Below are 26,183 nucleotides of genomic sequence, written 5' to 3' on the forward strand. Positions count from 1 at the left end.
TCGCCAAAACATAAATAGCACTTAGTTTATGCGCTTCGCCATGCAGCAGCAAAACCAACAACTGCAAGCGCTGTTGTGATACCCGCAGCAATGAGGTCATCCTGCAAATAACACAGGCCTGATACAATAAAGCAACTACCCGCAACAATACTTAAAAGTAAAGGTTTTGACGAGGGCTGTGGCGGCAACTGTACAGGTTGTTGATGACGCTTTAAGTTTTGATAGATTAAATCTGGTAATTCAGGCATTTTTTCAGCCCAAAATGGTAGGTTTGCGTACATTTTTTTCATGACAGCCAGCGGGCCCACTTGCTCTTTGACCCAGTCTTCTAAAAATGGTTTAGCGGTTTTCCACAAATCGAGTTGAGGATAAAGTTGTCTACCAAGTCCCTCAACATACAACAGGGTTTTTTGCAGTAACACTAATTGTGGTTGAACCTGCATATTAAAGCGACGAGCTGTGTTGAACAAATTGACCAACACATGGCCAAATGAAATTTCAGCCAGTGGTTTATTAAAAATAGGCTCACACACAGTGCGAATAGCAAACTCAAATTCTTCAATACAGGTATCGGCGGGCACCCAGCCTGAATCAACATGCAGCTGTGCAACTTGGCGGTAATCACGGTTAAAAAAGGCGATAAAGTTTTCTGCAAGATAGCGTTTATCTTCACGGTTTAAAGTGCCCACGATACCGCAGTCAATGCCAATATACTGCGGATTGTGCGGGTTTTCTCGCGAGACAAAAATATTACCTGGGTGCATATCTGCATGGAAAAAACTGTCACGGAACACTTGTGTAAAAAATACTTCAACGCCTCGCTCAGCGAGTAATTTCATATTGGTATTTTGTGCAAGTAGTGCCTCTGTATCAGATACAGGAATACCATATATGCGCTCCATAACCAGCACATTACTGCGGCTATAGTCACTGTAAACAAAAGGAATATAGAGTGAATCAGATTCTTCGAAATTACGGCGCAGCTGAATCGCATTTGCACCTTCACGCATTAAATCAAGTTCATCAAGCAGTGTTTTTTTGTATTCGTTTACGACTTCGATTGGACGTAAGCGTTTTGCTTCTTTTAGTAGCTTGGCAACCAGCCTCGCCACTTTTTGCATGAGCATTAAGTCGGCATCAATTTGCTCTTTGATGTTAGGACGGATCACTTTGATCACCACATCTTGTGGTGCACCTTGCTCATCAATTAAGGTGGCAGTATGTACTTGTGCAATGGAAGCGGATGCCAGTGGTGTTTGCGAGAAATCGCTAAATAATTCGCTAATATCGTTAATGCCAAGTGCTTTTTCAATCAGCTGTTGAGCAAGCTCACCTTCAAAAGGTTCGACTTGATCTTGTAATAACGCTAATTCTAGAGCGACATCGTGAGGGAGTAAATCACGACGGGTCGAAAGCATTTGTCCAAATTTAATCCATACAGGTCCGAGTTTTTGCAAGGCTAAACGCAAACGCATCCCTGCAGGTTTATCTTTATGTTGGTTACGCAACCAAAATAAACTACCGCGGGCAAGTTTGGCAAACCAAGGTACTTTTTTTTGTGGGATGAGCTCATCAAGGCCGTAGCAAAGTAATGTTTTAGTGATGAAATATAGACGTGTAGTAGACACACAATATCCTTAGCAAACTAGCATGATTTCAATAGCGCATTGACTCGCATCTCCAGTTGAGATACTTGGCTTTTTAATTGACGGTTTTGTTGTTTAAACTCTGCTAATTCAAGCGGGTGGATTGTAACGGCTAGCTCATCTTGGCATAACGTTGTGAGTGTTTTTTCAAGTTTGCCTTTCATTTGCACGCCACGTGTTTTGAGCGTTTGTAATGAAAGCCATAGTTGTTGAGCAGGCGCGTCACCAATATAACGTGAGAAATGCTCTGGCCAATCAATATCAAGCTCTGCAAACGCATTACTGAACCCTTGCGCTATATTTAAATCGCCCTGTAAGTCTAATTTATCTTGGCGAATTAGCTGAGTTAGCATTGCGGGGTTTTTGAGTGCTAAAAGTGTATTTATATCAGCACTGATCATACAATCAAAACTTAGTTCCTCAGTGCTGTATAAATGGATTTGCTCGTTGCTGTAAACGCACAAAATGCGCTGTTGCCAGTCGCGGATCTCTATGAGCAATTGCTTATCGGCAATAGCAGCTAATCTATCTTTCAAAGAGGTATCTAGCTGCAAGACATGATTAACAACTCGTTCTACCAGTGATAATAGAGCATTTGCTAACATAATTATGCCTTTTAGTATTTAAAGCCGCGGTGCAGGGCGACAATGCCACCTGTTAGGTTTTGGTAACTCGTTTGTTCAAAGCCTGCGTCTTCCATCATATCTTTGAGTGTTTCTTGATCTGGATGCATGCGAATAGATTCTGCAAGGTATTGATATGACTCGCTGTCATTAGCAACAAGTTGGCCCATTTTAGGTAGGATGTTAAACGAGTAGAAGTCGTAAGCTTTGCTGAGAATTTCTTGTTCAGGCTTTGAAAACTCAAGTACTAATAAACGGCCACCAGGCTTAAGAATTCTATACATTGAACGTAGTGCTTTATCTTTATCGGTCACATTACGCAGGCCGAATGCGATAGTGATTAAATCAAAGCTATTGTTAGGGAATGGCAGTGCTTCGGCATTCATTTGCACATATTCAATATTGCCAACGTGGCCTAGGTTTCTTAGCTTTTCACGGCCAACTTTAAGCATTGAAGAGTTAATATCACCAAGAACGACTTGTCCTGTATCACCAACAAGCTGGCTGAATTTAGCTGTTAAATCACCTGTGCCACCGGCTAGGTCTAATACGCGATGACCCTTGCGAACACCTGAGCTTGCTATGGTTTGACGTTTCCATAAACGATGAATACCAAACGACATGAGATCATTCATTACATCATATTTTGCTGCAACTGAGTGGAATACATCTGCAACCATGGATGCTTTATCGTTTTCAGCAACGGTTTTATAGCCAAAATGCGTGGTCTTTTCTCGATTCTCGTTCATGATTAATCTCTATCGTGGCAATAAAGTCTAGTGTACTTGATTGTGGCTGTAGGGTGCAATTTGATTATAACTAAATCACCAGATTAGCGATTATTTTTATGATTAAGCGCAGGGTTACTGGCCTGCAATGAAACTGCTTTGACCCAGAGATTTAGCTTTCGCTGCTGCATGAGATGCTTTGCGGGCAAGATTGGTAAAGTCACCCTCGTTTTCATATTTGGCAATACCAAGGGCTAAGTGGATTGGAGGTAATTTAGTACCATTCTTTGAACTAACAAAACGAAGCTTCTCAACGCCATTACGGACTTTTTCAGCAATGACATTGGCCGTTTCAGGCTCTATGTCGGCAAGTAAGATAGTAAATTCATCTTTGCCTGTACGGCCAGGTAAACCACTTTCAAGTACATATTTTTGTACTTGCTTGGCGACTTTATTCAAAATAACCTCGCCAATGACATCACCATAATTATCAATAAAATGGTCAAGGTTTTCGATATGAATCGCAATTGCACATATCGCTTTGTTTTGGCCGAGCCATAACTGTGTCTGTTGGTTTAAATAATGACGCTTGTATAAACCTGTTTGCTGATCAGTTATGTGTTGCTTACGTAATTGAGTGAGTTGTTTTTGTGTTTTCTCTTGTAACGACTTGGCTTTGGCTATTTCTTGTTTAAATTGGCGATGCTGAGCAAGTAGTTGCTCAGATTGCTTGCTCAGCATTTTTAACGCGTGGCGTGTTTGTTCTTTGTTGTTCTCATCAATTGCATGAACACAATCATTTATATGCTCGGCAAAACGGACAATGTGTTGTTCATTATTATTTGCGCCGCGAGATAAGGAATTAATAACAGAGTCAACGTTGCGAACAATGGCCGTTTTCATTTTGTGGCCTTGCTCAATGAAATCAAAATAAAGCTGTTCTATATAAACTGAATCGATAGAGACTTTTTGGGCTATTGCACGGTCGAGAGTGGCATTGAGTTTAGGGTTTACTTGGCTGACGTAAGTGTAAACTACTTGGTAATTTAGCGGCGACGGCGGTAATGCGTGATGTTCTAAAAAGATACACACCTTCGTCATTTTTTCTTGGGCAATTACCATGGAATCATGGAACATCATTTTCAATACCACTAAATACGCATAACAACCATAAAATCATCTCCTCCGTAAGGTTTCTTTTGCTTCCAAGCAATAATCCGCAAATTATATTGATAATTTGTGTTCAATTAATTTGGGTATATTAGTCTACAGTAATCTGTAATGAGTCTATTTAAAAGCAAAATCGCTAACTTTGGAACATAAATTTGTTTCGTTTGGGTCCATTAGTTGATTTTATCAGCAACTTTAACAAGTGTAACTGAGAGCTGTATAAACACTGTACATTGTTGATTCTGCAATGGTGTTTATTTGACCGTACTTTAGGTGGGCTTGGTCGCATTTGTTTGGGTTTTTTCACATGCTACGCTACTTTATCGATAAAGATTAAAATGAATAAGAAGCCCATGAGACAAACCCTATCTAGAACATTAAATCATTCACTGATTGCTGTTGCACTCGCCTGTACCTTAAGCGCATGTCAAATAACAAAAGTGGATGCTGATCAGCAGTTTACTCAAGTTGCGCAACACATTGTTGATTATCGAGCGAGTATTAATCCATATGGTAAGGCCGAAGGTGTTGATGGTTATTTATTAGAGAACCTTTCAGCCTCATTTCTTGAGAAAAAATATCAAAAAAATACTGAATTACTTGCTGAGCTAGATGCAATTGACCGCGATAAGCTGTCGGAAGAAAATCGCATAAATTTAACGATTTTACGCGGGCAAGTACAAAATAGTGTCGATGAATATGTCTTTAATACGCATTATATGCCACTGACATCTGAGTATGGTTTTCACTCAAGCTTGTCGTTTATGATTTCAAGCTCAGACTACACAAAAGCAAGTGATTACGAGCTATATCTAGCAAAATTACAGCAAATACCACGCTTTTTTGAACAAAACATTGGTTGGATGCGTAAAGGCCTTGAAGTAGGGTTAACACAGCCCAAAGCGGTTTTAGAAGGGTATCAAGATTCAATTACTGCTTATATTGTTGATGATGCCACTCAGTCTGAGTTCTACAAACCATTTTTAAAAAATACTGCTGGTGTGAGTCATAGTAAATTCGTGAACTTACAACAGCAAGCAAAAAAAATTATCAAACAGCAAGTTATTCCCGCTTATAAAGATTATCTCACCTTCTTTAATGATGAATACCAACCAGGTGCACGCACTGATATTGGTATTTCTAGTACGCCAAACGGTAAAGCATTTTACGAAAACCGTGCAAAGTACTACACCACGACTGATATGACGCCAAAAGAAATCCATGAGTTGGGCCTTAAGGAAGTGGCGCGTATTCGTGCTGAAATGGATGAAATAATCAAAGAGGTAGGCTTTGAAGGTAGTTTTGCTGAATTTGTACATTTCTTGCGTACCGATCCGCAGTTTTATGCAAAAACACCAAAAGAATTATTGAAAGAAGCATCTTATATTGCGAAAAAAATGGATGCACAATTGCCTAAGTTATTCCATACCTTACCAAGAATGCCTTATGGCGTTGCGCCAGTGCCTGAAAGTATTGCTCCTAAGTATACGACCGGACGATACTCGGGTTCGCGTCGTGATGATCAAGCTGGCTACTATTGGGTCAATACGTATGCACTGGATAAACGTCCACTCTATGTACTCGAAGCGTTAACACTCCATGAAGCTGTGCCTGGTCATCATTTACAAATATCACTCAATGCTGAGCTTGAGTCATTACCAAGCTATCGTCGAAATGCATATTTGTCGGCATTTGGTGAAGGTTGGGGACTTTATTCAGAGTTTTTAGGCATAGAAGCTGGCTTTTACCAAGACCCTTACAGTGACTTTGGTCGCCTAACTTACGAAATGTGGCGAGCTGCACGTTTAGTTGTTGATACTGGCATGCATATGTATGGCTGGAGCCGTGAGCGGGCTATGAAGTTTATGAGTGAAAATACTGCACTGTCATTACATAACGTTAAAACGGAAACCGATCGTTATATTTCTTGGCCAGCACAGGCGCTCTCTTACAAAATTGGTGAGCTAACAATTAAGCGCTTGCGTCATGAAGCGGAACAAGCACTGGGGCAGGATTTTGATGTGCGAGAGTTCCATCATCAAATTTTGCGTCATGGCTCGGTTCCTATGTCTGTACTTGAAGAGCAAATTCAGCTTTATATTAACGCTGAACTTGCAAAAAAAGCGTAACAGACAGAGAGTTTAAAAAAGGCGTGTTTAAAACACGCCTTTTTGTTTATTGCGTGTATTTTAAACTACTTATATGATTTGCAGGAAATCGTCACTACAAAGGGGCCTTGAATGAGTGATTTTATAATTTTCAGTATTGATGTATTTGCCAGCTTATTTATCTTTTTACTTGGCGTTGGATTGCTGGTGATAATCTGTTTTTACATCAGTGATGTAACCCAGTCTAAGCAAGCTATTCGTCGCAATTATCCTGTGATAGGACGGTTTCGTTATTTTTTTGAACGCCAAGGCGAGTTCTTTCGTCAGTACTTTTTTGCAATGGACAGGGAGGAGCTTCCTTTTAACCGTGCAGAACGTAGCTGGGTGTATCGAGCAGCTAAAAATGTGGATCGCACGACCGCATTTGGATCAACACAAAGTTTAGAAACAACAGGCACTGTAATGTTTATGAACTGTGCATTTCCAACGTTGGATGAAGAAGCGCTTGAACCTAGCCATGTCACTTTAGGCCCATATTGTGAACAGCCATATTCTACTAATTCGTTATTTAACATTTCTGGCATGAGTTTTGGGGCACTGTCTAAACCTGCTGTGCGAGCATTATCGCGAGGCGCTAAACTGGCTGGTTGTTGGATGAATACGGGGGAAGGGGGATTGAGCCCATATCACCTTGAAGGTGGGGCTGACATAGTATTTCAGATTGGTACGGCTAAATACGGTGTGCGAGATGAGCAAGGCAAACTCAGTCTCGAAAAGCTAAAGACCATCGCTGAGCATGAACAAGTGAAGATGTTTGAAATAAAGATGAGCCAGGGCGCTAAACCCGGTAAAGGCGGGATGCTGCCTGGCCGTAAAGTCACAGCTGAAATTGCTAAAATTCGAGGGATCCCAGAAGGGCATGATTCTATTAGCCCCAATGGTCATCCCGAAATTAAAACACCCGCTCATTTGCTTGATATGATCGCAACCGTGCGCTCGACAACAGGTAAACCAACAGGCTTTAAGGCTGTAATTGGTGAATATGCGTGGCTGGAAACTTTATTTAGTGAAATTAATAATCGTGGGATGGAGTCAGCACCCGACTTCATAACAATTGATAGCGCGGATGGTGGTACAGGTGCTGCACCACAACCTTTAATGGACTCTGTTGGTTTGCCGCTTAAGGAAAGCCTACCTTTAGTGGTTGATTTATTGAAAAAACATGGTCTGAGAGAGCGTGTTAAAGTGATTGCTTCTGGAAAGTTAATTGTACCTTCAAAGGTTGCATGGGCTCTTGCACTGGGTGCTGATTTTATTGTTTCGGCGCGCGGACATATGTTTTCATTGGGCTGTATTCAAGCACTGCAATGTAATAAAGATACTTGCCCTACTGGCATAACAACGCACAATGAACGCTTACAACGAGGTTTAGACGTAACGGACAAAGCACAGCGCGTCGCTAACTATAATAAATATATTCACTACGGTGCAGGGCTCATTGCTCATTCTTGTGGAGTATCAAGTGCCAGAGAGCTTGCTCGCCATCATGTACGTGTGGTGCAAGAGAATGGCTTATCAGAGCCGCTTGATAAAATGTACGAACATTATCAGTAAAGAACAAAGGCGCTCTATGCGCCTTTATTTAATTTAATAAGCTGACAAGTAATGAGTAAAACTCATCTTTAGAGGTACAACTTGTTGCATTGAGCATGAGTTGTTCACCCAGTACCAACGTTTGTTGTTGTACAGCCAGTCGAGCTTGCTCATCTTCTATACCATCAATATCAGCAACATGTGCGAGGCCAATCGTACGGCGAATAAGCTCAGCACCACAATAACCAATCGCGTCACGCAATACATCGTGTAAATAATCTTCAGTAAATGCGTTACTTGCAAAGCTAATATCAGTTGTTTCGCTACTTGCAAGACGTAGCCAGTGTTGTTCAAACTGGTTATAGCAATCTTGTAAGCAGGTTAATAAATGTGTTTGATATTGACGGCGCTTTGCAAGCTCAGTAATACGGCCATTTTGAGCACAATAGTTTAGTAACAGGTTCCCCATAAAAGAACCAATATCGAAGCCAATAGGGCCAAAAAAGCCAAACTCGGGGTCTATCATTTTGGTGGTGTTTGCATCCACAAAAATACTGCCGCTGTGTATGTCACCGTGTAATAAAGTTTGTGGGCTCGATAGGAACTTAGCTTTTAACTTGGCTGCTGCGAGTTTTAGAGCCTGATTATTACGAATACTCTCTACATGACTTTTAAGTTCGATAGGAAAGTTATTTCGCTCATGCTCAATATAGGGATCGGTAAAGAACAAATCTTCTGTAATTTTGCACAAGTCAGGGTTAATAAATTGACTGACTTTGGTCTTTTTTTCTTCTGCAGATAAATAAAAATCAGAGTTATAAAAGCTTGTATAGCTGAGGTAAAGTGCGACATGGCTTGCCAGCTTTGGAAATTGTTCTGCATTGATTTGTGCACCACGCAATATTTGTAGGTGCCCCAGGTCTTCAAGAACCGTTAATGCTAAATCAGCATTATGATGCAAAACTGTGACGGTATGCTCAGGGCATAATTGACCATGATTGATAAGTACTTCGGCTTCAATACGAGCTCTATCTAATGATAATGGCCACGACTCACCAACACAGCGGGCGTAGGGTAAAGCTTGTTTGAGAATTACGCTGTTACCATCTTGATCTGCGATACGAAAAACGAGGTTTAAATTACCATCACCAAACTCATAAGCGTTGAGCTCTGCATTGTCAGCGAAAACAGTAATCAACTCTTTTTTGATGATTTCTTTAATATAATCAATAGCATGTTCTGCAGTGAAGGCTATGTAGTTCGCCATGGTTTCATCTCATTGAAAAGTAACTTTAAGCATTCTATACCTTCATGCGTTTAGATGTCCATACATCCAGCTTGTTAGTTGTAAAAACTGCTGTAGAATAGCAATCTGCTAATTAAGTAACTTGGACTTACTATGAAAGACCTCATCGCAAATAGCATTAAATATCAAAGTGGTACTTTAACAGTGCTTGACCAGTATTTACTGCCTCATCAACAACATTGGCATGTATGTCACGATGTTGCAGTAATGAAAGATCTGATTTTAACGTTGAAAATACGTGGAGCACCTTTGATTGGTCTTGGAGCGAGTTTGCTTGTAGCTCATTTGGCTGAGCAAGGCATGAGTAAAGAATCGCTTGCAGATGCGATTGATGAGTTAGAGGCTACCAGACCAACGGCTGTGAACCTGATGCATTGCATGACTAAGCTGCGAGAGGCTTTAGCAAAAAGTGACTTTGTTGAAGAGATAGTTAAAACAGCAGAGCAGTTATTTAATGAGGATATAGCGCTTTGCGATAGCATGGCTGAACATGGTGCAAACCTTGTATTAAAAGGCGATAACATTCTTACCCACTGTAATACAGGTGCATTAGCTACTGCGGGCATTGGTACTGCACTAGGCGTGATATATAAAGCACAGCAACGCCACGGTGATATTCATGTATGGGTTGATGAGACAAGGCCTTTATTACAAGGTGGTCGTCTTACTGCATTCGAGCTTGAACGTTGGCAAATACCGTACACATTAATTTGCGATAATATGGCTGCAAGTCTAATGGCAGCGGGTAAAGTCGATAAAATCTTTGTTGGAGCAGACCGCATTGCCGCTAATGGGGATTTTGCCAATAAAGTAGGCACCTACAATCTTGCTGTTTTAGCTCACTTTCATAATATCCCATTTTATGTTGTTGCGCCTCTCACTACGTTAGATACAAAAACAGCCTGCGGTGATGATATTGAAATCGAACAGCGCAGCCCCATTGAGGTGCGTGGTGTGAGTGGCAGCTTTGGCGAAGCCTTGTGGGCCCCTAATAATGCACAGGTTTATAATCCTGCTTTTGATGTCACGCCGGCTAAGCTAGTAACAGGGTGGGTACTTGATACGGGCGTTTATAATCAAGCAGACATTGCCCGTGGAGCATTAACAGAGTTAAGCTAGCGATTTGGGAAAGCGCTTACTTATAAGCGCTTTACTGGTTTTAAAGGGAGCTTTTCACCACATAAACCCACGCATTTGCTCCACACTGAAACTGCTGTGCAATCCGTTGATAATCATCAACCTCATACTCATCAGCTTGGGCAAGCTCTTGCTTTGTAATTGCGTAAATTGTGCCATTAACTGCGTCGTTTTGATTCCCTGTGTAAAGTAGGGCAGGATGAAAACGCTGTCCACTACTTTTTAAAACTGCCGCATCAGTAATTTCAATTTCGCCAATGACATAACCTAATAAGGTGGCTGACTGACCTTCGAGTAAGCGCCCGAAAGTGTCTAGCTGAACTTGTGGGTATTGCAACGTCCCATATGAAAACAACTTTTCCATATTAATCCAGTAACGGGAAACTTTTAGCGATTGCTGATTCTGTACTTTTAGCAACCCATCCTTCGGTATTATTAAATAAGCGAATTGCTGTAAATTCAGGATTACTTCCCATGTCAAACCAGTGGGGGGTAAGCTCTGGCACAGAAATCAAGTCACCTTGCTCGCAAAGCACTTGATAGACCTTATCGTTTAAATGTAAGCAAAATAACCCTTGGCCTTTTACAAAAAAGCGCACTTCATCTTCGCTGTGAGTATGTTCAAATAAAAACTTGCTACGTAATTCCGCTGCATTAGGGTTACCTTTAGCAAGTGAAATAACATCGACAGTTTGATAGCCCCCTTCAGTCTTAAGCTGTTCTATATCGTTAGCATAGGCAGCTAAAATCGCGTCATGACTGGTGCTTTCATCAATATGCTGAGGTGCTTTCCATTGCTCGAAACGTACACCTACTGCTTTAAGTTCTTTTGCAATGGCACTTAAGTCTTCACTATAAAACAATACATCGTCAGCGTTGTTATGATTAAAAATCGTTAATTGACTCATGCTAAAAGCTCCGCGCTAAATGTCGTAAAATCATTAATATATGGATGAGCGTCGCTCACTTGTTGGCCATCACGAACAAGGTGTAAGGTACGAAGGCCTGCGGCTTTGGCAGCATTAAGTTCTGCTTCCACATCGCTTAAGAACAACACCTCTGCGGCGTCAAATGGCAACTCTGCAATAATATTCTCGTACGAGCGCTGTTGTTGTTTAGCGCCAACTTTAGTGTCGAAGTAGTTGCTGAACAAAGGTCTCATATCGCCGTAATCAGAAAACTCAAAAATAAGGTGTTGCGCTTTTACTGAGCCAGAAGAGTACACATATAGATTTTTTCCTGCTTGTTTTTGAGCTTGCAAGAAATCATAAGCATCAGGGTAAATATGACCTGTAAAATCGCCATTTTCATAGCCTGTTTGCCAAATTAAACCCTGTAATTGTTTTAATGGTGTGACTTTTTGATCTGTTGCAATCCAGTGTAGCAAGGTATTTATTACTGTTTCTAAGTCAGCCTCTGGCTGCTCAATGTGCGCTTTGACTGCGCTTATCTGCTCGGCAACGTCAGGGTCGTTCTTGTGTGTTTTAATAAACTCAGGGAGTTGCCCTGCAGCATAAGGAAATAACACATCTTTGACAAACGAGATGCGGGTAATCGTTCCTTCAATATCGGTTAAAATTGCTTTGATCATAGTTGTACTCCAGCTTGAATGCCTTCTAGTTTTAGACGTTCGAGCTCACAACTAAATAAAAACTCTAGCCCTTCTAAGTGGCGTAAAACTTCTTTAACGTCTCTGCCTACAACGTATAAACCATGACCACGAATAAGCACTGCATGTTCAATTGGTGTGTGTAAGTGATGGTCACTGACCAATAAGCTTAAACGGTCAATATCTTGGTCATTATCAAAAATAGGAATACTAAGTGTATCTAGATGTGATTTTACACCACTCAAGGCTTTTTGCATTTCATAGCCATGCAAATGAATAGCATGACCTTTGATTACGCGAGATAATACTGTTGCAGCTACTGAGTGGGTATGAAGAACAAATTTTGCTGACGGGATCAGCTTATACATGTTCAAGTGAAGCTCTGTTTCTGCGGATGGTTTACCTGAGCCCTTAGTGCGGTTTCCGTTATGATCAAACTCAATAAATGCATGGGTACCAAGTTGGCCTTTATCAAAACCACTGGCGGTGACCACATAACCACTTTCTGTACGTGCTGAGAAGTTACCACCAGTAGCAGGAACCCAACCACGTTGGCTTACCCACTTACCAGCTTCAATTAGTTCTGAAATAGCGGTATTGTTATGCATACATTCCTCGACATTCTAAAAGTTTTTTAGACGGCTATACATCTGTTTTAAGCAATGATAGCATCGCTTCGGGCGCAAAACCATCTTTAAGGAATCTCTGTGTTTGAAAGTAAATTGCCAAACTTAGGCACCAGTATTTTTAGTCAAATGACAGCTTTGGCAAATCAGCATCAAGCTATTAATTTATCTCAGGGTTTTCCTGAATTCGATGTGCCTGAACTGCTAAAAAAACAGCTCAACCATTATGTGTTAGAGGGCTTTAATCAATACGCACCATCTAGTGGCATTGTGCGCCTGCAACAGCAAATTGCGGCACTGATAGCTAGAAAATACCATAACAACATAAATTATGAGCAACAAGTAACGGTGACATCAGGCGCAACCGAAGCATTATTTGTTGCCATTCAAACGCTTGTAAAAGAGGGTGATGAAGTAGTGGTGTTTGATCCCGCTTATGACTCATACCAACCGGCGATTGAGCTGGCTGGTGGGCGCTCGGTTCATGTGGCATTACAGGCTCCTGATTATTGTATTGATTGGCAAGTTGTTGCAAATGCGATTAGTGAAAAAACCCGTGCTATTATCATTAATACACCACACAACCCGAGTAGCAAAACGCTTAAAGCTGAAGACTTTTCAGCACTTAAGGATCTTGTTAAAAAACATGATTTATACGTCATCAGTGATGAAGTTTATGAGCATATTATTTTCGATAAAGAAGCTCATTTAAGTGTACTCACTGACGCAGAATTGTTTGCTCGCAGCTTTGTTATTTCAAGCTTTGGTAAAACCTTCCACAGTACGGGGTGGAAAATGGGTTACTGTGTGGCACCGAGTGAGTTAATGAAGGAGTTTCGTAAAATTCATCAATACGTGACATTTTCTAGTTTTACTCCTGCGCAGCATGCACTCGCTGATATGTTAGAGTTAAAACCTGAGCATGTTGAACAGTTAAATGAATTTTACCAGCAAAAGCGTGACTTACTAAGTGAAGCATTAAAAGAAAGCCGTTTCACTATTTTGCCAAGTGAAGGAACCTATTTCTTATTGCTTGATTACAGTGATGTGTCTGATTTGGATGATGTTGAGTTTTGTCATTGGTTAGTTGAGCAAGCAGGTGTGGCGGCAATTCCATTGAGTGTGTTTTACAGCACTCAGAGTCACGATAAAGTGATACGGTTATGTTTTGCCAAAAATGATGACACGTTAAAACGTGCCGCGGAGATTTTATGTCAACTTTAACCTTAGCCTTAGTACAGTCATCACTGCATTGGCTTGATAAAAGCGCTAACCTTGCACACTTTACTGAGCAGCTTAATAGCTTCAATGAGCAAGTTGATTTAATCGTATTACCAGAAACCTTTGCCACTGGTTTTGCGATTAATCTTGATTGCAGTGAGCCAGAGCAGGGTGAAGTACTAAATTGGTTACAAGCCATGGCAAAGCAAAAGAATGCCGTGATTGCTGGATCTGTGCTGGTTGCGCAAGGAGACAAAAAGGCAAACCGCTTTTATTGGGTTTGGCCAAATGGTGAAGTGAGATTTTACGATAAACGCCATTTATTCTGCTTAGGTAACGAAGGCGATTATGTTATTGCAGGTAAACAGCGTGAGGTGTTCACCATCAATGATTTTCGTATTCTCCCACAAGTGTGTTATGACTTACGCTTTCCCGTGTTCCAGCGTAACAATGATGATTATGATGTAATGATTAATATCGCAAACTGGCCAGCAGCCAGACGTCATGTATGGGACACATTATTAAAAGCACGAGCGATGGAAAACCTTTGTTATGTTGCAGGTGTCAATCGTGTCGGTGAAGATGGCAATGATGTTGCCCACAGTGGTGGCACAGCAATTTATGATTTTAAAGGGGATACGCTTGCTAAGCTTGATGATAATCAGTCGGGTATCATTATTCAGCATTTAGAAAAATCACCACTGGAGGATTTTCGCCGTACTTTTCCTGCCCACTTAGATGCTGATCAATTTCAGTTACTCTAAGCCGAACTCTAAAAAGTTTGTTAAACTCATGGTTGGTTTTTTACTGTAAGCAATCATGAGTTACAAAATCACGCCTGTTATTCTTGCTGGCGGCATAGGCTCTCGTCTATGGCCATTGTCGCGTAAAGCAATGCCTAAGCAATTTTTATCTTTGCTTAGTGATGAGTCACTACTACAAAGTACATTGAAACGAGTGACAAGCTCGCACTTCAATCCGCCTATTTTGGTATGTAATGAAGAGCACCGCTTTATTGCGAAGTCACAGGTATCAGAGGTCGTTGATGACTTTACTTTGCTACTTGAGCCAGAAGGTAAAAACACGGCACCAGCTATCGCACTAGCCGCTGAATATGCAGTGCAAAATGGTTTAATGGATCCGCTATTAGTCATGCCCGCTGACCACCATATTAGTGATTTTGAAAAGTTAATAGCGCGATTAGATGACGCTATTGCTCTTTGTGAACAGCAGCAACTAATAACGTTTGCAATTAAACCGACCGTACCCCATACCGGTTATGGCTACATCCGCCAAGGTGCAGAATTGAGCCGTGAAGGATGCTTTAAAGTTGCAGAGTTTAAAGAAAAGCCGGCCCAAAAGCTGGCTGAGCAATACGTGCTTAGTGGTGACTATAACTGGAATAGTGGCATGTTTTTGTTTCTACCTAATGTGTATTTAAACGAGCTTAATCGCTTTGCACCAAAAATAGCACACAGTGTCACTAAAGCTGCTGAATTTAAAGAAGATCTGGGCTTTCTCAGGCCGAATGATAAAGTACTTAGTGCATGCCCAAGTGATTCAATTGATTATGCTATTTTAGAGCGTAGCGACAATGTCGCAGTGATCCCGATTGATTTACATTGGAGTGATATAGGGAGCTTTTCTGCGCTTTCTACACTTGCAGATAAAGACTCGTTTGGTAATTACTTAAGCTCACAAGGGGTGAGCGTTGATAGCAACAATAATCTACTAATAAGCGAAGCCGACCATACAATTGCCGCGTTAGGTGTGACTAATAAAGCAATTATACATACCCATGATGCGACTTTAGTGGCTGATAAAAATGCCCTTAATAAACTCCCTGAATTACTCAAACAACTTGCTGTATCAGCAAGCGATAAACTAACGCACCATCAGGTCGTATTTAGGCCGTGGGGTAACTATCGCACATTGGTAGAAAGCGTTGGCTTTAAAGTAAAAAAAATTAGTGTCAATAGTGGCGCTAAGCTGTCTACACAACGGCACCAACATCGAGCAGAGCATTGGGTTGTGGTTTCAGGTATTGCAAGTGTACGTGTAGGTGATGATGAATTTGAATTAAGTGCCGATCAGTCTTGCTATATTGCAGCAAAGCAAATACATCGTTTAGCTAACTATTACCATGAGCCACTTATTGTTATTGAGGTGCAAACCGGAGGTATTTTAGATGAATGTGATATTGAACGTTTTGAAGATGAGTATGGCCGAAATGGCCACAACTCTGATGTTTAAGTAAGTTGCGCTTACTGAAAACGTTATTATGTTCTTTACTCAAGGGGAGCCACAGAGGGCAAGCTAAACTAAACCAATAGCGAGCCCTAAAATGAGTACCAGCCAAAAAATAGCGGTATCCCTAAAATGGTTCAACAGCCAAAAATAAATTAACGCTAATACCCCAGAAATGGCAGCGCCAACAATGGATGTAATGAAACCAAGGCCGAACATTAGGTTAAACAACAACACAATAGCTGTGTAAATACCCGCACATAGGCTGGGTCGTTCGGTATTTATTAACAGCTTTAATAATGCAACTAAAATTAAAATTTTAAAAATCAGCATAAGTCCTATCCTTGGTTCTGGAGTGTTTTAAATTATCATTACTTGAGTAACGGCACCTAATTTAGCTCAGCTCACTTCTTACATGTGCCAAATATGCCTGCAAGCTTTCTTGCCAAAGGCCTAGCGCACCGGTGAGAGATTCCTTTAGGGGCTTATTATCGAGTAATTTACGTTCTACTTTTTTTAACTCTAAGCCATAGCGGTTAAAGCCAAGCTGTAATGCAGTACTTGCTTGGCGGTGCAATAGCTTTATACATTGCTCTTTATCATCTTCAACGAGTTGCTGGCAGCGAATTAGCTTGTTGCGGGCTGATAAAACAAATTCATTATAAATAGAGGATACTTCATCTTCATTGAATGAACTAATAAGTGCTGCGGCAGCTGTTTCATCATAAAGAGTATCTCGAAGCTCGACTGCGATGCTCGCTGCTTGATTTGACTGTGAGTCACTAAGCGCTTGGCGCAGCTTTTGCTGTTTAATTGGTTTGCCAACGATGTCTTTTATACCTAGAGCCAAGTATTCTTTTATTTCATCAGGACTGAGGCTTGCAGTAAAAGCAAGCACAGGGGTACGTTGGTTTAGATGGTCCATCGCCTTGAGCCTTTTAAGCACTTCTTGACCTGTGAGATCCGGTAAATTCATATCGAGAAGTACGACATCAAAGTGGTGTTTTTGCATCAGCTCGATAGCGCTATTTCCGTCTTTTGCCAGCTTAATTTTATGCTCGTCATCAGCCATAAATTCAATCGCAATTTTTTGGTTTAAGTCGAGGTCTTCTACTAACAAAACATCCAAGCCGGTGACATAATCTTTAGATTGATGGCGTTGTTCTACAAGGCTTAATTCACCAACAGCAAGGTTAATATCAAAGCTAAACGTACTGCCTTTTGACAGCTCACTCTCTATATTCAATTTACTGCCGAGCTTTTCAAGCAAGCGACTGGTAATCGCAAGGCCAAGGCCTGTACCGCCTTTTTCTTTTCCTGCGCTACTTTGTACATAGGGTTCTGTTAGATATGCTATTTCTTCATCTTCAATGCCAGGGCCTGAGTCAATAACACTGATGCGAAGTCGGTTTTCAAACTGACCTTCTTGAAGTAGTTTTACATGAATTTTGACTGAGCCGTGATCTGTAAATTTAATCGCATTACCGACAAGATTGATGATGACTTGTCTGAGCTTTTGTTGATCACAGTAGTAACATGCTTGCTCAGGAAGATCATAAATAAGTTCAAACTTTAAGTGCTTTTGTTCAGCCAGAGGACTCAGCAATAGGCACAAGTTATTGAGCCATGTTTTTAGTTCAACGTCTTCTTCGTAGAGGGCTTCGTCTCGCTGGTCGAGACTTGCATAATCAAGTACCTTATCGACCAGTAAATTAAGGGATTCAGCTGAGTTAATAATCGCTTCGCAATAAGGTTTATCTCGAGGATCGCTAGATTGGTTCATAATTAGCTGCGCACTGCCTAAGATACCGTTTAAAGGAGTACGAATTTCATGGCTGATAGTTGATAAAAATAACCCTCTGATTTCGAGATCTTTATGCGCTTTTTCAGTGAGCTGATTTAAATTCTGCTCGCGTCTTTCATTACAAAGTAAAGCCATACCAGTGGCGTAAAACATAGGTGCAATGACACCATTGATAAACAGCGTGATACTAAACCAGTTCTCAGATAATAAATTGGCTGTACTGACATCACCCATCATTAACGTGCGACCAGTGAATACCGCAAGAATAATTATTAAAATCATGATGTATACAATGCTGCCATTCGGATAGTTTTTACGACCATTACGAATAAACAGAGCCAGCAAAAATAATGATTCAATAATGTGCTGTAAATCTGAGACGAGTATTCGACTACGCAGTTCGGTATTGTCTGTGGCAAGGTAAATCATTGTTAGTGCTAGCGTGATAGTTATGCCAATAAAGATTCTCAAGCCAATACATTTCGCATTAAAAAATTGGCAAATTGCGAGAACGTGGATGATTGATGCGCTAAACATAAATGAGTTAGCAATAGAAATACTCGCGATATTATTGATATGACCATGCAGTGCAAAGCTCATAACTGAAATAAACATCACCAATGGGTAAAAAATATAAAGTAAGGTGCCTGGAGTATTTTTGTTGGTTCGCCACGTGAGATAACTAAGTAATGTCATCACAGCCATCATGGCTGCGCTTGCATAGTAGAGGGTCGCTGAGTCGAGCATTGTATTTCCGAGGCATTAATGAACAGCTTGAGAATAAAGTCTATTGTTATGTTTAGCAACCAGAAACAAAAACAGACGCAATGTGCGTCTGTTTTTTTAGAGAATAAATCTTAACGAATTTCGTCAGGAATATTTTGCTGTGCCCAAGATAAAAGCTCAATACGGTTACGGCATTTAGTTTTTCTAAATGCACTGTATAGATGAGTTTTCACCGTGTGCGGACTAATACTTAAGTCCTCAGCAATCTCTTTGTTTTTAGAACCTTTGCTCATTAGCGAAATGATCGCTTTTTCGCGTTTCGTTAGTTTAACAGGTTCAATATCACCATCAGTCAATTTATGTAATGCATCTTTGTTGAACTGCAACATGCGATTTAATGCGTTACACATTATTTCACGGCGATACCAAAGTTGGTCTTCTAACAATAAACGAATGCCTTTCATTAACACGTCGGCATTATCAGTTGTGTAGAACACACCACGAATACCCGTTAATAAAGCGCGATTCGCAAGTTCTGGGTTTTCATCAAGATTAAACAATACAATGTCGCATTTAATACGAAGATTCACCAGTTGCTCTTTAAGTTTTCCCCACGCGTCGGTGCTTGATGTTTCAATGAATAACAAGCGTGTACCTTCCGGAACTTCAGAAATATCAGTACCAGATGTAACCGCAAGGCCTTGAGTCTTTAATAAAGGTTCTAAGACATTAATGCCAATTGTGTTAACCGGTTCCGAATCTAATAGTAAAAAGGCTGAACTACTCATATTTATACACTCTTGAATAAAGTTGACTCTTGCATCCTACCATGCCATCCACCCCTTTCGTATTAGAAATTTCTGAGTCTTGCGCAGGAAAAGTACAGTTTGTGTCTATTTTGTTTCAAAAAATACCCTTGGTTAACCTTAATATTTATGTTAACTCACTGATATCTATTTATAATAGACAGTATTAGTTAATTTGTATTGTTTTTTACAATTATTAACATTAAAACGTATTAGATTTGTTGTTTCTTCTTATCTTGATAAGGAGGCCAACCCATCTCTTTACCTGCAAGCATGTGTAGGTGGATATGGTACACGGTTTGGCCGCCATGGTCATTGCAATTCATAACGACACGAAAACCATCATCACTAAAACCAAATTGTTTCGCGAGTTTTGCAGCCACTACATATAAATGACCAACAAGAGGGGCATGCTCCTGTGTGATGTCGTTAATCGTTGCAATAGGCGTTTTTGGAATAATTAATACATGAAACGGCGCTTGTGGGTTTATATCTTTAAAGGCGAGTGCTAAATCATCCTCATACACGATATCAGAAGGGATTTCGCGGTTAATTATCTTTGTAAAAATAGTCTCTTGGCTCATACTTAGCTCTCTTAATTCGTGGTTAATTGACCGCACACTAATGACAAACTTTATTTGCAGTGTCAAACTGAAACTGCCGCAAGTTAAACAACCAAGGAGTGATCATGCGCAAGTCAGTATTACTAGGTAGTGTGTTTGCACTATTTTATAGTGCCAGCAGTCTAGCTGAAACTATCCACTTTCCAGAAGAGTTTGTGCCTTTACAGGTAGGTGAACGTTTAATAGAACAATCGTTTTTTAGTCGAGTTGACGATGTTGAGCTTGCACCTGGTACTTACCAGTTAAAGTTAAAATACACTGACCTTTATGAACAAGGTTATGACGATCATCAAGTTGTTGAGTCTGAGCCATTTTGGGTTGAAGTAACGGTTGAAAGCGGCAAAAACTATGATTTAGTGTTTAATCGTGCCAGCAATGCAGTGGCAGCAGAAGTGTTTGCTGAATCACCGAAAGTAAGTTTAAAAGCAAAAGGCAGTGAGCTTGCTATGCCATTATCAATCATTGGCTATCGTGCAGCACCTGCTCAAGCCGTGGCGAGTGCGCCTGTTGCTGCATCAAGTAGTCAACCGGCAGCGACTGCACCTGTAACTTTGCCAGCAAAAGTACCTGGTGGACAGGCGAGCTTGAAAAATACCCCAAATGCAGCGGCAATGCTTGAGTTTTGGTGGCAACAAGCCAGCCCTGAAGAGCGTCGTGCATTTTTAGATAAAGTGACGAAATAATAATTGGAAAATTAAAAGGCGCTGATTTTCAGCGCCTTTTTTGTGTTTGACTTATTATTTTGCGAATAAGCCGTCCACGGTACCTTGTGCAAGTGGGTGATAACCCGCACGGGCTTTTAAGTACACATCATGCGCCCAGTCTTTTTTACCGTTTTTAATGAGTGCTTTATAAAGTGGCACAATTAACTTACGGCGACCAATACCAGATAAGTGCTTATCAAGCGCAGGATAGATAGGTTGATAACCATTACCTACCGCTAGCATAAACCATGCGAAAGCACGCTCAGCATTAGTTGACTGCGTTAGATTGAACTGGTTATCAAGCTCAGTCATTTTCTCAATGCTTAAATCACGAGGTAGGTTATTTAAAAAGTGTAGCCACTCATGAACAGACCAATCCGCGGTTGGTAAGTCCGCTGCGCTAATTTCACCGTTTAACCATGTTTTTGTAACTGCGTCGACTTTATCGAATGCATCAGACGTTGGGTTTGGCGCATCACTTGGTAAACCAGTCTCAAAAATCCACTCATTTACTTTATCCATGCTTACAATACCTGGATACTTTTCGATTAAGTTGGTTTTTAAGTAAGTAACAAACTGAGCTGTTGTTAAAGACTTAAATGAGAACTCATCGAAGTAAGCTTTTACAAATGGATCGAATTTATCACGACCAAACTTGTTTTCTAGGTAGATTAAGAAAAGCTGGCCTTTGGTGTAAGGCACTGAGCTAAATGCGTCATCAGGATCACGGCCATTAAGTTTTAAGTTAAGGCGTGTATCTGGTGCCGGTAACGTTTTAATTAGCTTACGTAAGCCAGCGGCATCGAGCGCTTGCTCCATCACAGCACGGTCACGACCAAATACTTCTTCCATAATGCGGTTTTCAACGTAAGACGTGAAGCCTTCGTTTAGCCATAAATCTTCCCACGTTGCATTCGTCACTAAGTTACCCGACCAAGAGTGAGCAAGCTCGTGAGCAATTAGATTTACTAAGCTTTTATCGCCAGCAACGACCGTTGGAGTGATGAATGATAAACGCGGGTTTTCCATGCCACCAAATGGGAAGCTTGGTGGTAGCATTAATAAGTCATAGCGCCCCCATGCATATTCGCCGTACATCGCGTTCGTTTTATCGATCATCGCTTGCGTGTCGTCAAACTCAGCCACAGATGCATCTAAAATGGTTGGCTCAGCAAAAATACCGGTTTGCTTAGACATGGCTTTAAATTCTAGATTACCCGCACCAATTGCGATTAAGTATGGCGAAATGGGTTGTGGCATATTGAATAAATAGTCACCATCTTTATAGAGCGCATCTTTGTTGTCTGCACTCATTACCGCACGAATATCTTTTGGTGTGTGAATACGAGCAGAGTACGTCACGCGCATTGCTGGCGTATCTTGTACTGGGATCCAACTACGAGCATGAATTGCTTGTGATTGGCTGTACATAAATGGGTGTGACTTACTGGCTGTTTGCTCTGGTGTTAACCACTGTAAACCTGAAGCTTCTGGGCGGCTATTGTAGTAAATACGCGCCTTAACCGCTTGGCTTTTAAATTTAATTGTTAATTTTGAGCCCTTTACGTCATCACGTGCAGCAAGGGTAAAGTCAGCGTTGTGCCAGCTGCCTTTGTCATCCTGATACATGACTTTGTCGATATCTAAATCGCGGGTATCAAGAACAAGCGTTTTGCTGGTTGCATTATGCCAATCTAGCGTATGCTCAACAAAACCTTCTAATTGCTTATCATCAAAATCAACATCTAAATCTAGTAATAGGTGAGTGGTTGTTACGTCATCTAAGTTTGCGTAAGTGTGCTGGCTGATTGCGTCAGCAGTTGCTTGAGAGCAAGCTCCGGCCATAGCAAGACTTAAAAGTAATGGTTTAAACTTCATAATAACCCTAGAACGGTAATGAAAAAGAGCCTGTTTTATAACATGATTAGTGCAGTGGGTTGAGTGATTTTTACAATCTAATGCGTATTTTGCGACGATAGGTTACACTAATGCGATTAGTTACCGGTAACCTTTGAGGCGTTTTGTGGCTCAGTCCCTGCAATCTTTTCATACCTTTTCTTTGCCAAGCCAATGCCAGCACATCTATCAAATCGATGAAGTGAATCAGCTTTTAAGCACAGACTTTTCTGAGCCATTTTGTATTTTAGGTGAAGGCAGTAATACGGTGTTTTTATCTGACTACCAAGGCTCTGTGATCCACATGAATACGAAGGGCATAGATATAGAGCAACAAAGCGATGGCTTTTTATTGCACATTGCAGCTGGAGAAAACTGGCATCAATTAGTTGCTATGACTATTGCTAATGACATGCCTGGGCTTGAAAACCTTGCTTTAATACCTGGGACTGTTGGTGCTGCACCAGTGCAAAATATTGGTGCGTATGGTGTAGAGCTGGAAAAGTTTGTTAGCTATGTTGAATACTTTGATATTGCGACAAAGACGATTAAACGTTTAGCCAAAGACGAGTGCCAATTTAGCTATCGTGACTCTATTTTTAAGCATGCACTTAAAAATAAAGCGGTGATCACTCAAGTAGGATTACTCTTACCTAAAAAATGGCAGCCAGTACTAAGTTATGGGCCATTGCAAAAACTTACACAACCTTCTCCACAACAAGTGTTTGAGCAAATCATTGCGACTAGAAACAGTAAATTACCCAACCCAAACGAACTTGCGAATGCGGGCAGTTTTTTCAAAAACCCAGTGATCAGTAATGAGCAGCTAGCATTATTGTTACAACAATACCCAAACTTGCCTCATTATTTTGTCGATTCTGAGCATCATAAAGTTGCGGCAGGCTGGTTGATTGAGCAGGCAGGGTTAAAAGGCTATAAAGTTGCAGGGATAGAGGTTCATCAGCAGCAAGCATTGGTGTTAGTAAATCACGGTAATAGTAATGGTGATGACTTAATTAAAATGGTGGAACATATTCAGCAGCAGGTCTGGCAAAAATATCAAATTGCTCTGCAACACGAAGTGCGACTGATTAACGCCGAACGCGAATGCCATATTGAATTGGGAGCTTCATCATGAAAGCACCAGATGGTAATAAGCTCGCTATTTTACATGCTCTGAATACCGGTGGTTTTATTTCTGGTCAGCAATTGGGTGAGCAGCTCGGTATCAGCCGCGCAGCAGTGGGTAAACATATTCACTCTTTGCAGGAAATGGGACTCGATATTTTCAAGGTCACGGGTAAAGGGTATTGCCTTAATAATAGTGCGGGCTTACTGAACAAAGATAAAATTGGCAAGCATTATAATGAGTTGGGTGGCGGCACCGCTAATGTCGAAGTACAGCCAATTATAGATTCTACCAATAGTGAGCTCATGCGTCGCTTACAAAGCGATATTCCACTCACGTCCGGCACCGTACTCGTTGCAGAAATGCAGCAAGCAGGAAGAGGTCGCCGTGGGCGCGTTTGGCAGTCTCCGTTTGGTGCAAATTTATATTTTAGCTATTTTTGGCGTTTGGATGATGGCTTGCAAGCGGCTATGGGCGTATCTATTGCTGTTGGGCTTGCTGTTTACGATACGCTTAAAGCCTTATATCAATTGAATGTAGAGCTTAAGTGGCCAAACGATATCTACTTAAATCGTGAAAAATTAGCGGGTGTATTAGTTGAGCTTGATGGTCAGCCGCAGGGGCCTTGTCAGCTTGTAATAGGTATAGGTATCAATTTACATATGCCAGAAAGTGTTAGCCAACACATAGATCAAGCATGGACTGATTTAAGCCAGCATGTACAGGGGCTGGATAAAAACAAGTTGGTGGCCTATTTGTGCTTTTATTTAGAAAAACGCTTAGCCCAGTATCAGCAATCGGGTTTAAACGATATGTATCTACAGTGGAATCAATTAAATGCATTTGCTGGTGAATACGTTGAGCTTAATACAGGGCATCGGAGTTGGCGTGGTATTTGTGAAGGAATTGATAGCCAAGGTGGCGTTCGTATTCGTCAAGATGGCGAAGTAAAAAGCTATTATGGTGGAGAAATTTCATTGCGTAAGGCTGAGTTATGAAACTGTTAGTTGATGTAGGTAATACCGCAATTAAAGCGGTTTTGTTTGATGGTAACCATTATCAGGCATGCGAACTTAACGCGATACCTTGGTCACAAATACAAGAACTGGTTTATGCGTGTGTGGGTAGCGCTGAGTTACTCAAGCCTTTATTAGTCCAAGCACAACAACATTCCATTCCTAACTTTGAAGCGGTGGTCACTGCTAAGCTTGCCACCTTAAGCTGCGCCTATCAGCAGTATCAAAATTTAGGGATCGATCGTTGGTTAGCAGTGATTGCTGCTTTTGTAGAGTATCCTCAGCAAAACTGCATTATTATTGATGCCGGCACAGCTACAACGATTGATGTACTTAACTCTGAAGGTACGCATTTAGGGGGATGGATATTACCAGGTCTTGATTTAATGACGACCTCGTTGACCCAAAACACTAAGCGGGTGTTTGATGATGCACAAATACCTTTTAGTTCTGAATTAGGCTGTAATACACCGAATGGCTTAAAAAATGGTGCGCTGGTGGCCACGATAGGTGCTATTGAACAAGCTAAGCAGCATATAAATGATGCATCAGTTACCTTGTTGTTTGCCGGCGGTTATGGAAAATTGCTAGCTGATTCATTTTCTCACAGTCAATTTGATAGCTTATTGGTTTTTAAGGGCCTTAATTATTGGCGAGAACTGACAGCAAAACTGTAAAAAAGCGGTAATTTGCCTGAATAGTGAGCGTTTAACACATAAAATCACACTTTTTTTAATTTTATTGTTGCATCACAATAAACCTTACCTTAGAATCTCGCCCCGTACTAAAGCAGTGCCGACTTAGCTCAGTTGGTAGAGCAACTGACTTGTAATCAGTAGGTCATCCGTTCAACTCGGATAGTCGGCACCACTTTCCTTTTACCGGAAGTGACTTAGTAAAGAATTTTCGTGGAGGGGTTCCCGAGCGGCCAAAGGGATCAGACTGTAAATCTGACGGCTCAGCCTTCGCTGGTTCGAATCCAGCTCCCTCCACCACTTTATTCTTGACGGTTAGAGGTAGTTTAAGAACAGGTTTCTATGCGGGCATCGTATAATGGCTATTACCTCAGCCTTCCAAGCTGATGATGCGGGTTCGATTCCCGCTGCCCGCTCCAGACTCTGGTGTTGCTGATATAGCTCAGTTGGTAGAGCGCACCCTTGGTAAGGGTGAGGTCGGCAGTTCAAATCTGCCTATCAGCACCAGTATCGAGAACTCATCTTAATTTCTTCCTTTATCTGTCAGAAAAAACTATTTGAAATTTGAAAAAATTAAATTAATCTACCCTCGGTGGATTATTTTCATATGTAATCTAGATACACAAAACTGATAGGTTCCGTCATGGCAAAAGAAAAGTTTGAACGCGTAAAACCGCACGTAAACGTAGGTACAATCGGCCACGTTGACCACGGTAAAACTACCCTAACTGCAGCAATCACTAACGTACTTGCAAAAGTATACGGTGGTG

Annotated in this window: 25 protein-coding genes and 4 tRNA genes; 15 read left to right on the forward strand and 14 right to left on the reverse strand. The window is 41.0% G+C overall.

Features of this window, described 5'->3' with window-relative positions; translation table 11 throughout:
* Positions 1–26 precede the first annotated feature (26 nt).
* The 4 genes from ubiB to L3V38_RS18240 all read right to left on the reverse strand — a co-directional run bounded on the left by ubiB (position 27) and on the right by L3V38_RS18240 (position 4,119).
* Positions 27–1,628: a ubiquinone biosynthesis regulatory protein kinase UbiB gene (gene ubiB / locus L3V38_RS18225; RefSeq protein WP_237120263.1), complete on the reverse strand. Its 1,602-nt coding sequence runs from the start codon at positions 1,626–1,628 to the stop codon at positions 27–29.
* A gap of 17 nt (positions 1,629–1,645) precedes the next feature.
* Complete coding sequence (locus L3V38_RS18230) at positions 1,646–2,251, reverse strand: SCP2 sterol-binding domain-containing protein (RefSeq protein WP_237120264.1); 606 nt, start codon at positions 2,249–2,251, stop codon at positions 1,646–1,648.
* 11 nt (positions 2,252–2,262) lie between these two features.
* The gene (gene ubiE / locus L3V38_RS18235) at positions 2,263–3,018 is read right to left on the reverse strand and encodes a bifunctional demethylmenaquinone methyltransferase/2-methoxy-6-polyprenyl-1,4-benzoquinol methylase UbiE (protein ID WP_237120265.1); all 756 of its coding nucleotides are present in this window, start codon (positions 3,016–3,018) and stop codon (positions 2,263–2,265) included.
* A gap of 114 nt (positions 3,019–3,132) precedes the next feature.
* A complete protein-coding gene (locus L3V38_RS18240) occupies positions 3,133–4,119 on the reverse strand; it encodes a GGDEF domain-containing protein (RefSeq protein WP_062567552.1) in 987 nt (328 codons plus the stop codon).
* Between the two features lie 401 nt (positions 4,120–4,520).
* Between L3V38_RS18240 and L3V38_RS18245 the strand changes: the two genes are divergently transcribed.
* On the forward strand, positions 4,521–6,296 hold the full coding sequence (locus L3V38_RS18245) for a DUF885 domain-containing protein (RefSeq protein WP_237120266.1): 1,776 nt from the start codon (positions 4,521–4,523) through the stop codon (positions 6,294–6,296).
* A 111-nt stretch (positions 6,297–6,407) separates the two neighbouring features.
* Complete coding sequence (locus L3V38_RS18250) at positions 6,408–7,889, forward strand: FMN-binding glutamate synthase family protein (RefSeq protein WP_130150970.1); 1,482 nt, start codon at positions 6,408–6,410, stop codon at positions 7,887–7,889.
* Between the two features lie 28 nt (positions 7,890–7,917).
* Here L3V38_RS18250 and mtnK read toward each other — a convergent pair whose 3' ends face one another.
* Positions 7,918–9,135 (reverse strand): S-methyl-5-thioribose kinase, encoded by a 1,218-nt coding sequence (gene mtnK, locus L3V38_RS18255; RefSeq protein ID WP_237120267.1) that lies wholly within the window; start codon positions 9,133–9,135, stop codon positions 7,918–7,920.
* 132 nt (positions 9,136–9,267) lie between these two features.
* Here mtnK and mtnA point away from each other — a divergent pair, with 132 nt between their 5' ends.
* Positions 9,268–10,293 (forward strand): S-methyl-5-thioribose-1-phosphate isomerase, encoded by a 1,026-nt coding sequence (gene mtnA, locus L3V38_RS18260; protein WP_237120269.1) that lies wholly within the window; start codon positions 9,268–9,270, stop codon positions 10,291–10,293.
* A gap of 40 nt (positions 10,294–10,333) precedes the next feature.
* Here mtnA and L3V38_RS18265 read toward each other — a convergent pair whose 3' ends face one another.
* Genes L3V38_RS18265 through L3V38_RS18280 form a run of 4 tightly spaced genes read right to left on the reverse strand, consistent with a single transcriptional unit; the run spans position 10,334 to position 12,528 of the window.
* On the reverse strand, positions 10,334–10,675 hold the full coding sequence (locus L3V38_RS18265) for a gamma-glutamylcyclotransferase family protein (RefSeq protein ID WP_237120271.1): 342 nt from the start codon (positions 10,673–10,675) through the stop codon (positions 10,334–10,336).
* 1 nt (position 10,676) lies between these two features.
* On the reverse strand, positions 10,677–11,219 hold the full coding sequence (locus L3V38_RS18270) for an acireductone dioxygenase (protein ID WP_237120272.1): 543 nt from the start codon (positions 11,217–11,219) through the stop codon (positions 10,677–10,679).
* Positions 11,216–11,902 carry an acireductone synthase gene (gene mtnC / locus L3V38_RS18275; RefSeq protein WP_237120273.1) on the reverse strand — a complete coding sequence of 229 codons (687 nt, stop codon included), beginning with the start codon at positions 11,900–11,902 and terminating at the stop codon, positions 11,216–11,218. Before mtnC ends, L3V38_RS18270 begins: the two co-directional genes overlap by 4 nt.
* A complete protein-coding gene (locus L3V38_RS18280; RefSeq protein WP_130150976.1) occupies positions 11,899–12,528 on the reverse strand; it encodes a methylthioribulose 1-phosphate dehydratase in 630 nt (209 codons plus the stop codon). Before L3V38_RS18280 ends, mtnC begins: the two co-directional genes overlap by 4 nt.
* Before the next feature lie 99 nt (positions 12,529–12,627).
* Between L3V38_RS18280 and L3V38_RS18285 the strand changes: the two genes are divergently transcribed.
* Genes L3V38_RS18285 through L3V38_RS18295 form a run of 3 tightly spaced genes read left to right on the forward strand, consistent with a single transcriptional unit; the run spans position 12,628 to position 16,020 of the window.
* The gene (locus L3V38_RS18285; RefSeq protein ID WP_346729925.1) at positions 12,628–13,770 is read left to right on the forward strand and encodes a methionine aminotransferase; all 1,143 of its coding nucleotides are present in this window, start codon (positions 12,628–12,630) and stop codon (positions 13,768–13,770) included.
* A complete protein-coding gene (locus L3V38_RS18290) occupies positions 13,758–14,531 on the forward strand; it encodes an amidohydrolase (RefSeq protein ID WP_237120275.1) in 774 nt (257 codons plus the stop codon). Before L3V38_RS18285 ends, L3V38_RS18290 begins: the two co-directional genes overlap by 13 nt.
* Positions 14,532–14,586: 55 nt before the next feature.
* Positions 14,587–16,020 carry a mannose-1-phosphate guanylyltransferase/mannose-6-phosphate isomerase gene (locus L3V38_RS18295; RefSeq protein WP_237120277.1) on the forward strand — a complete coding sequence of 478 codons (1,434 nt, stop codon included), beginning with the start codon at positions 14,587–14,589 and terminating at the stop codon, positions 16,018–16,020.
* 63 nt (positions 16,021–16,083) lie between these two features.
* Here the strand turns inward: L3V38_RS18295 and L3V38_RS18300 are convergent, their stop codons facing one another.
* The 4 genes from L3V38_RS18300 to L3V38_RS18315 form a co-directional block, all read right to left on the reverse strand.
* A complete protein-coding gene (locus tag L3V38_RS18300) occupies positions 16,084–16,347 on the reverse strand; it encodes a hypothetical protein (protein WP_193987982.1) in 264 nt (87 codons plus the stop codon).
* A gap of 61 nt (positions 16,348–16,408) precedes the next feature.
* The gene (locus tag L3V38_RS18305) at positions 16,409–18,565 is read right to left on the reverse strand and encodes an ATP-binding protein (protein WP_130150981.1); all 2,157 of its coding nucleotides are present in this window, start codon (positions 18,563–18,565) and stop codon (positions 16,409–16,411) included.
* 110 nt (positions 18,566–18,675) lie between these two features.
* On the reverse strand, positions 18,676–19,332 hold the full coding sequence (locus L3V38_RS18310; RefSeq protein ID WP_062567537.1) for a response regulator transcription factor: 657 nt from the start codon (positions 19,330–19,332) through the stop codon (positions 18,676–18,678).
* Between the two features lie 230 nt (positions 19,333–19,562).
* A complete protein-coding gene (locus L3V38_RS18315) occupies positions 19,563–19,934 on the reverse strand; it encodes a histidine triad nucleotide-binding protein (RefSeq protein WP_062567538.1) in 372 nt (123 codons plus the stop codon).
* A 104-nt stretch (positions 19,935–20,038) separates the two neighbouring features.
* Here L3V38_RS18315 and L3V38_RS18320 point away from each other — a divergent pair, with 104 nt between their 5' ends.
* Entirely contained in the window at positions 20,039–20,656 is a 618-nt protein-coding gene (locus tag L3V38_RS18320) for a DUF2057 domain-containing protein (RefSeq protein ID WP_237120278.1), read from the forward strand.
* A 54-nt stretch (positions 20,657–20,710) separates the two neighbouring features.
* Here L3V38_RS18320 and L3V38_RS18325 read toward each other — a convergent pair whose 3' ends face one another.
* Positions 20,711–22,555 carry a M1 family metallopeptidase gene (locus L3V38_RS18325; RefSeq protein ID WP_237120280.1) on the reverse strand — a complete coding sequence of 615 codons (1,845 nt, stop codon included), beginning with the start codon at positions 22,553–22,555 and terminating at the stop codon, positions 20,711–20,713.
* A 145-nt stretch (positions 22,556–22,700) separates the two neighbouring features.
* On the opposite strand from L3V38_RS18325, the gene murB reads away from it, so the two are divergent.
* The 8 genes from murB to L3V38_RS18365 form a co-directional block, all read left to right on the forward strand.
* Complete coding sequence (murB, locus tag L3V38_RS18330) at positions 22,701–23,711, forward strand: UDP-N-acetylmuramate dehydrogenase (protein WP_237120282.1); 1,011 nt, start codon at positions 22,701–22,703, stop codon at positions 23,709–23,711.
* Positions 23,708–24,700, forward strand: a complete 993-nt coding sequence (birA, locus tag L3V38_RS18335; RefSeq protein ID WP_237120284.1) for a bifunctional biotin--[acetyl-CoA-carboxylase] ligase/biotin operon repressor BirA — start codon at positions 23,708–23,710, stop codon at positions 24,698–24,700. Before murB ends, birA begins: the two co-directional genes overlap by 4 nt.
* Positions 24,697–25,395 (forward strand): type III pantothenate kinase, encoded by a 699-nt coding sequence (locus L3V38_RS18340; protein ID WP_237120285.1) that lies wholly within the window; start codon positions 24,697–24,699, stop codon positions 25,393–25,395. Before birA ends, L3V38_RS18340 begins: the two co-directional genes overlap by 4 nt.
* 117 nt (positions 25,396–25,512) lie before the next feature.
* A tRNA-Thr gene (locus tag L3V38_RS18345) sits at positions 25,513–25,588 on the forward strand.
* Positions 25,589–25,628: 40 nt separating this feature from the next.
* A tRNA-Tyr gene (locus tag L3V38_RS18350) sits at positions 25,629–25,713 on the forward strand.
* Positions 25,714–25,757: 44 nt separating this feature from the next.
* Positions 25,758–25,832 (forward strand) — tRNA-Gly (locus L3V38_RS18355).
* A 12-nt stretch (positions 25,833–25,844) separates the two neighbouring features.
* Positions 25,845–25,920, forward strand: a tRNA-Thr gene (locus L3V38_RS18360).
* 136 nt (positions 25,921–26,056) lie between these two features.
* Positions 26,057–26,183, forward strand: a 127-nt coding sequence (locus L3V38_RS18365) for a GTP-binding protein (protein ID WP_033023824.1), incomplete at its 3' end; no start/stop codon positions are given.

This window comes from Pseudoalteromonas sp. L1, assembly GCF_021728095.1.
Lineage (GTDB): Bacteria > Pseudomonadota > Gammaproteobacteria > Enterobacterales > Alteromonadaceae > Pseudoalteromonas.

What these genes read in the sequence shown, in the direction of transcription:
- mtnK (WP_237120267.1), bottom strand. Translation starts at nt 9,135, where the DNA reads ATGGCGAACTACATAGCCTTCACTGCAGAACATGCTATTGATTATATT.
- L3V38_RS18280 (WP_130150976.1), bottom strand. Translation starts at nt 12,528, where the DNA reads ATGCATAACAATACCGCTATTTCAGAACTAATTGAAGCTGGTAAGTGG.
- L3V38_RS18305 (WP_130150981.1), bottom strand. Translation starts at nt 18,565, where the DNA reads ATGCTCGACTCAGCGACCCTCTACTATGCAAGCGCAGCCATGATGGCT.
- ubiE (WP_237120265.1), bottom strand. Translation starts at nt 3,018, where the DNA reads ATGAACGAGAATCGAGAAAAGACCACGCATTTTGGCTATAAAACCGTT.
- L3V38_RS18310 (WP_062567537.1), bottom strand. Translation starts at nt 19,332, where the DNA reads ATGAGTAGTTCAGCCTTTTTACTATTAGATTCGGAACCGGTTAACACA.
- L3V38_RS18315 (WP_062567538.1), bottom strand. Translation starts at nt 19,934, where the DNA reads ATGAGCCAAGAGACTATTTTTACAAAGATAATTAACCGCGAAATCCCT.
- L3V38_RS18295 (WP_237120277.1), top strand. Translation starts at nt 14,587, where the DNA reads ATGAGTTACAAAATCACGCCTGTTATTCTTGCTGGCGGCATAGGCTCT.
- birA (WP_237120284.1), top strand. Translation starts at nt 23,708, where the DNA reads ATGAAAGCACCAGATGGTAATAAGCTCGCTATTTTACATGCTCTGAAT.
- L3V38_RS18265 (WP_237120271.1), bottom strand. Translation starts at nt 10,675, where the DNA reads ATGGAAAAGTTGTTTTCATATGGGACGTTGCAATACCCACAAGTTCAG.
- L3V38_RS18340 (WP_237120285.1), top strand. Translation starts at nt 24,697, where the DNA reads ATGAAACTGTTAGTTGATGTAGGTAATACCGCAATTAAAGCGGTTTTG.
- L3V38_RS18250 (WP_130150970.1), top strand. Translation starts at nt 6,408, where the DNA reads ATGAGTGATTTTATAATTTTCAGTATTGATGTATTTGCCAGCTTATTT.
- L3V38_RS18300 (WP_193987982.1), bottom strand. Translation starts at nt 16,347, where the DNA reads ATGCTGATTTTTAAAATTTTAATTTTAGTTGCATTATTAAAGCTGTTA.
- mtnA (WP_237120269.1), top strand. Translation starts at nt 9,268, where the DNA reads ATGAAAGACCTCATCGCAAATAGCATTAAATATCAAAGTGGTACTTTA.
- L3V38_RS18230 (WP_237120264.1), bottom strand. Translation starts at nt 2,251, where the DNA reads ATGTTAGCAAATGCTCTATTATCACTGGTAGAACGAGTTGTTAATCAT.
- L3V38_RS18320 (WP_237120278.1), top strand. Translation starts at nt 20,039, where the DNA reads ATGCGCAAGTCAGTATTACTAGGTAGTGTGTTTGCACTATTTTATAGT.
- L3V38_RS18290 (WP_237120275.1), top strand. Translation starts at nt 13,758, where the DNA reads ATGTCAACTTTAACCTTAGCCTTAGTACAGTCATCACTGCATTGGCTT.
- L3V38_RS18270 (WP_237120272.1), bottom strand. Translation starts at nt 11,219, where the DNA reads ATGAGTCAATTAACGATTTTTAATCATAACAACGCTGACGATGTATTG.
- L3V38_RS18245 (WP_237120266.1), top strand. Translation starts at nt 4,521, where the DNA reads ATGAGACAAACCCTATCTAGAACATTAAATCATTCACTGATTGCTGTT.
- L3V38_RS18325 (WP_237120280.1), bottom strand. Translation starts at nt 22,555, where the DNA reads ATGAAGTTTAAACCATTACTTTTAAGTCTTGCTATGGCCGGAGCTTGC.
- mtnC (WP_237120273.1), bottom strand. Translation starts at nt 11,902, where the DNA reads ATGATCAAAGCAATTTTAACCGATATTGAAGGAACGATTACCCGCATC.
- L3V38_RS18240 (WP_062567552.1), bottom strand. Translation starts at nt 4,119, where the DNA reads ATGGTAATTGCCCAAGAAAAAATGACGAAGGTGTGTATCTTTTTAGAA.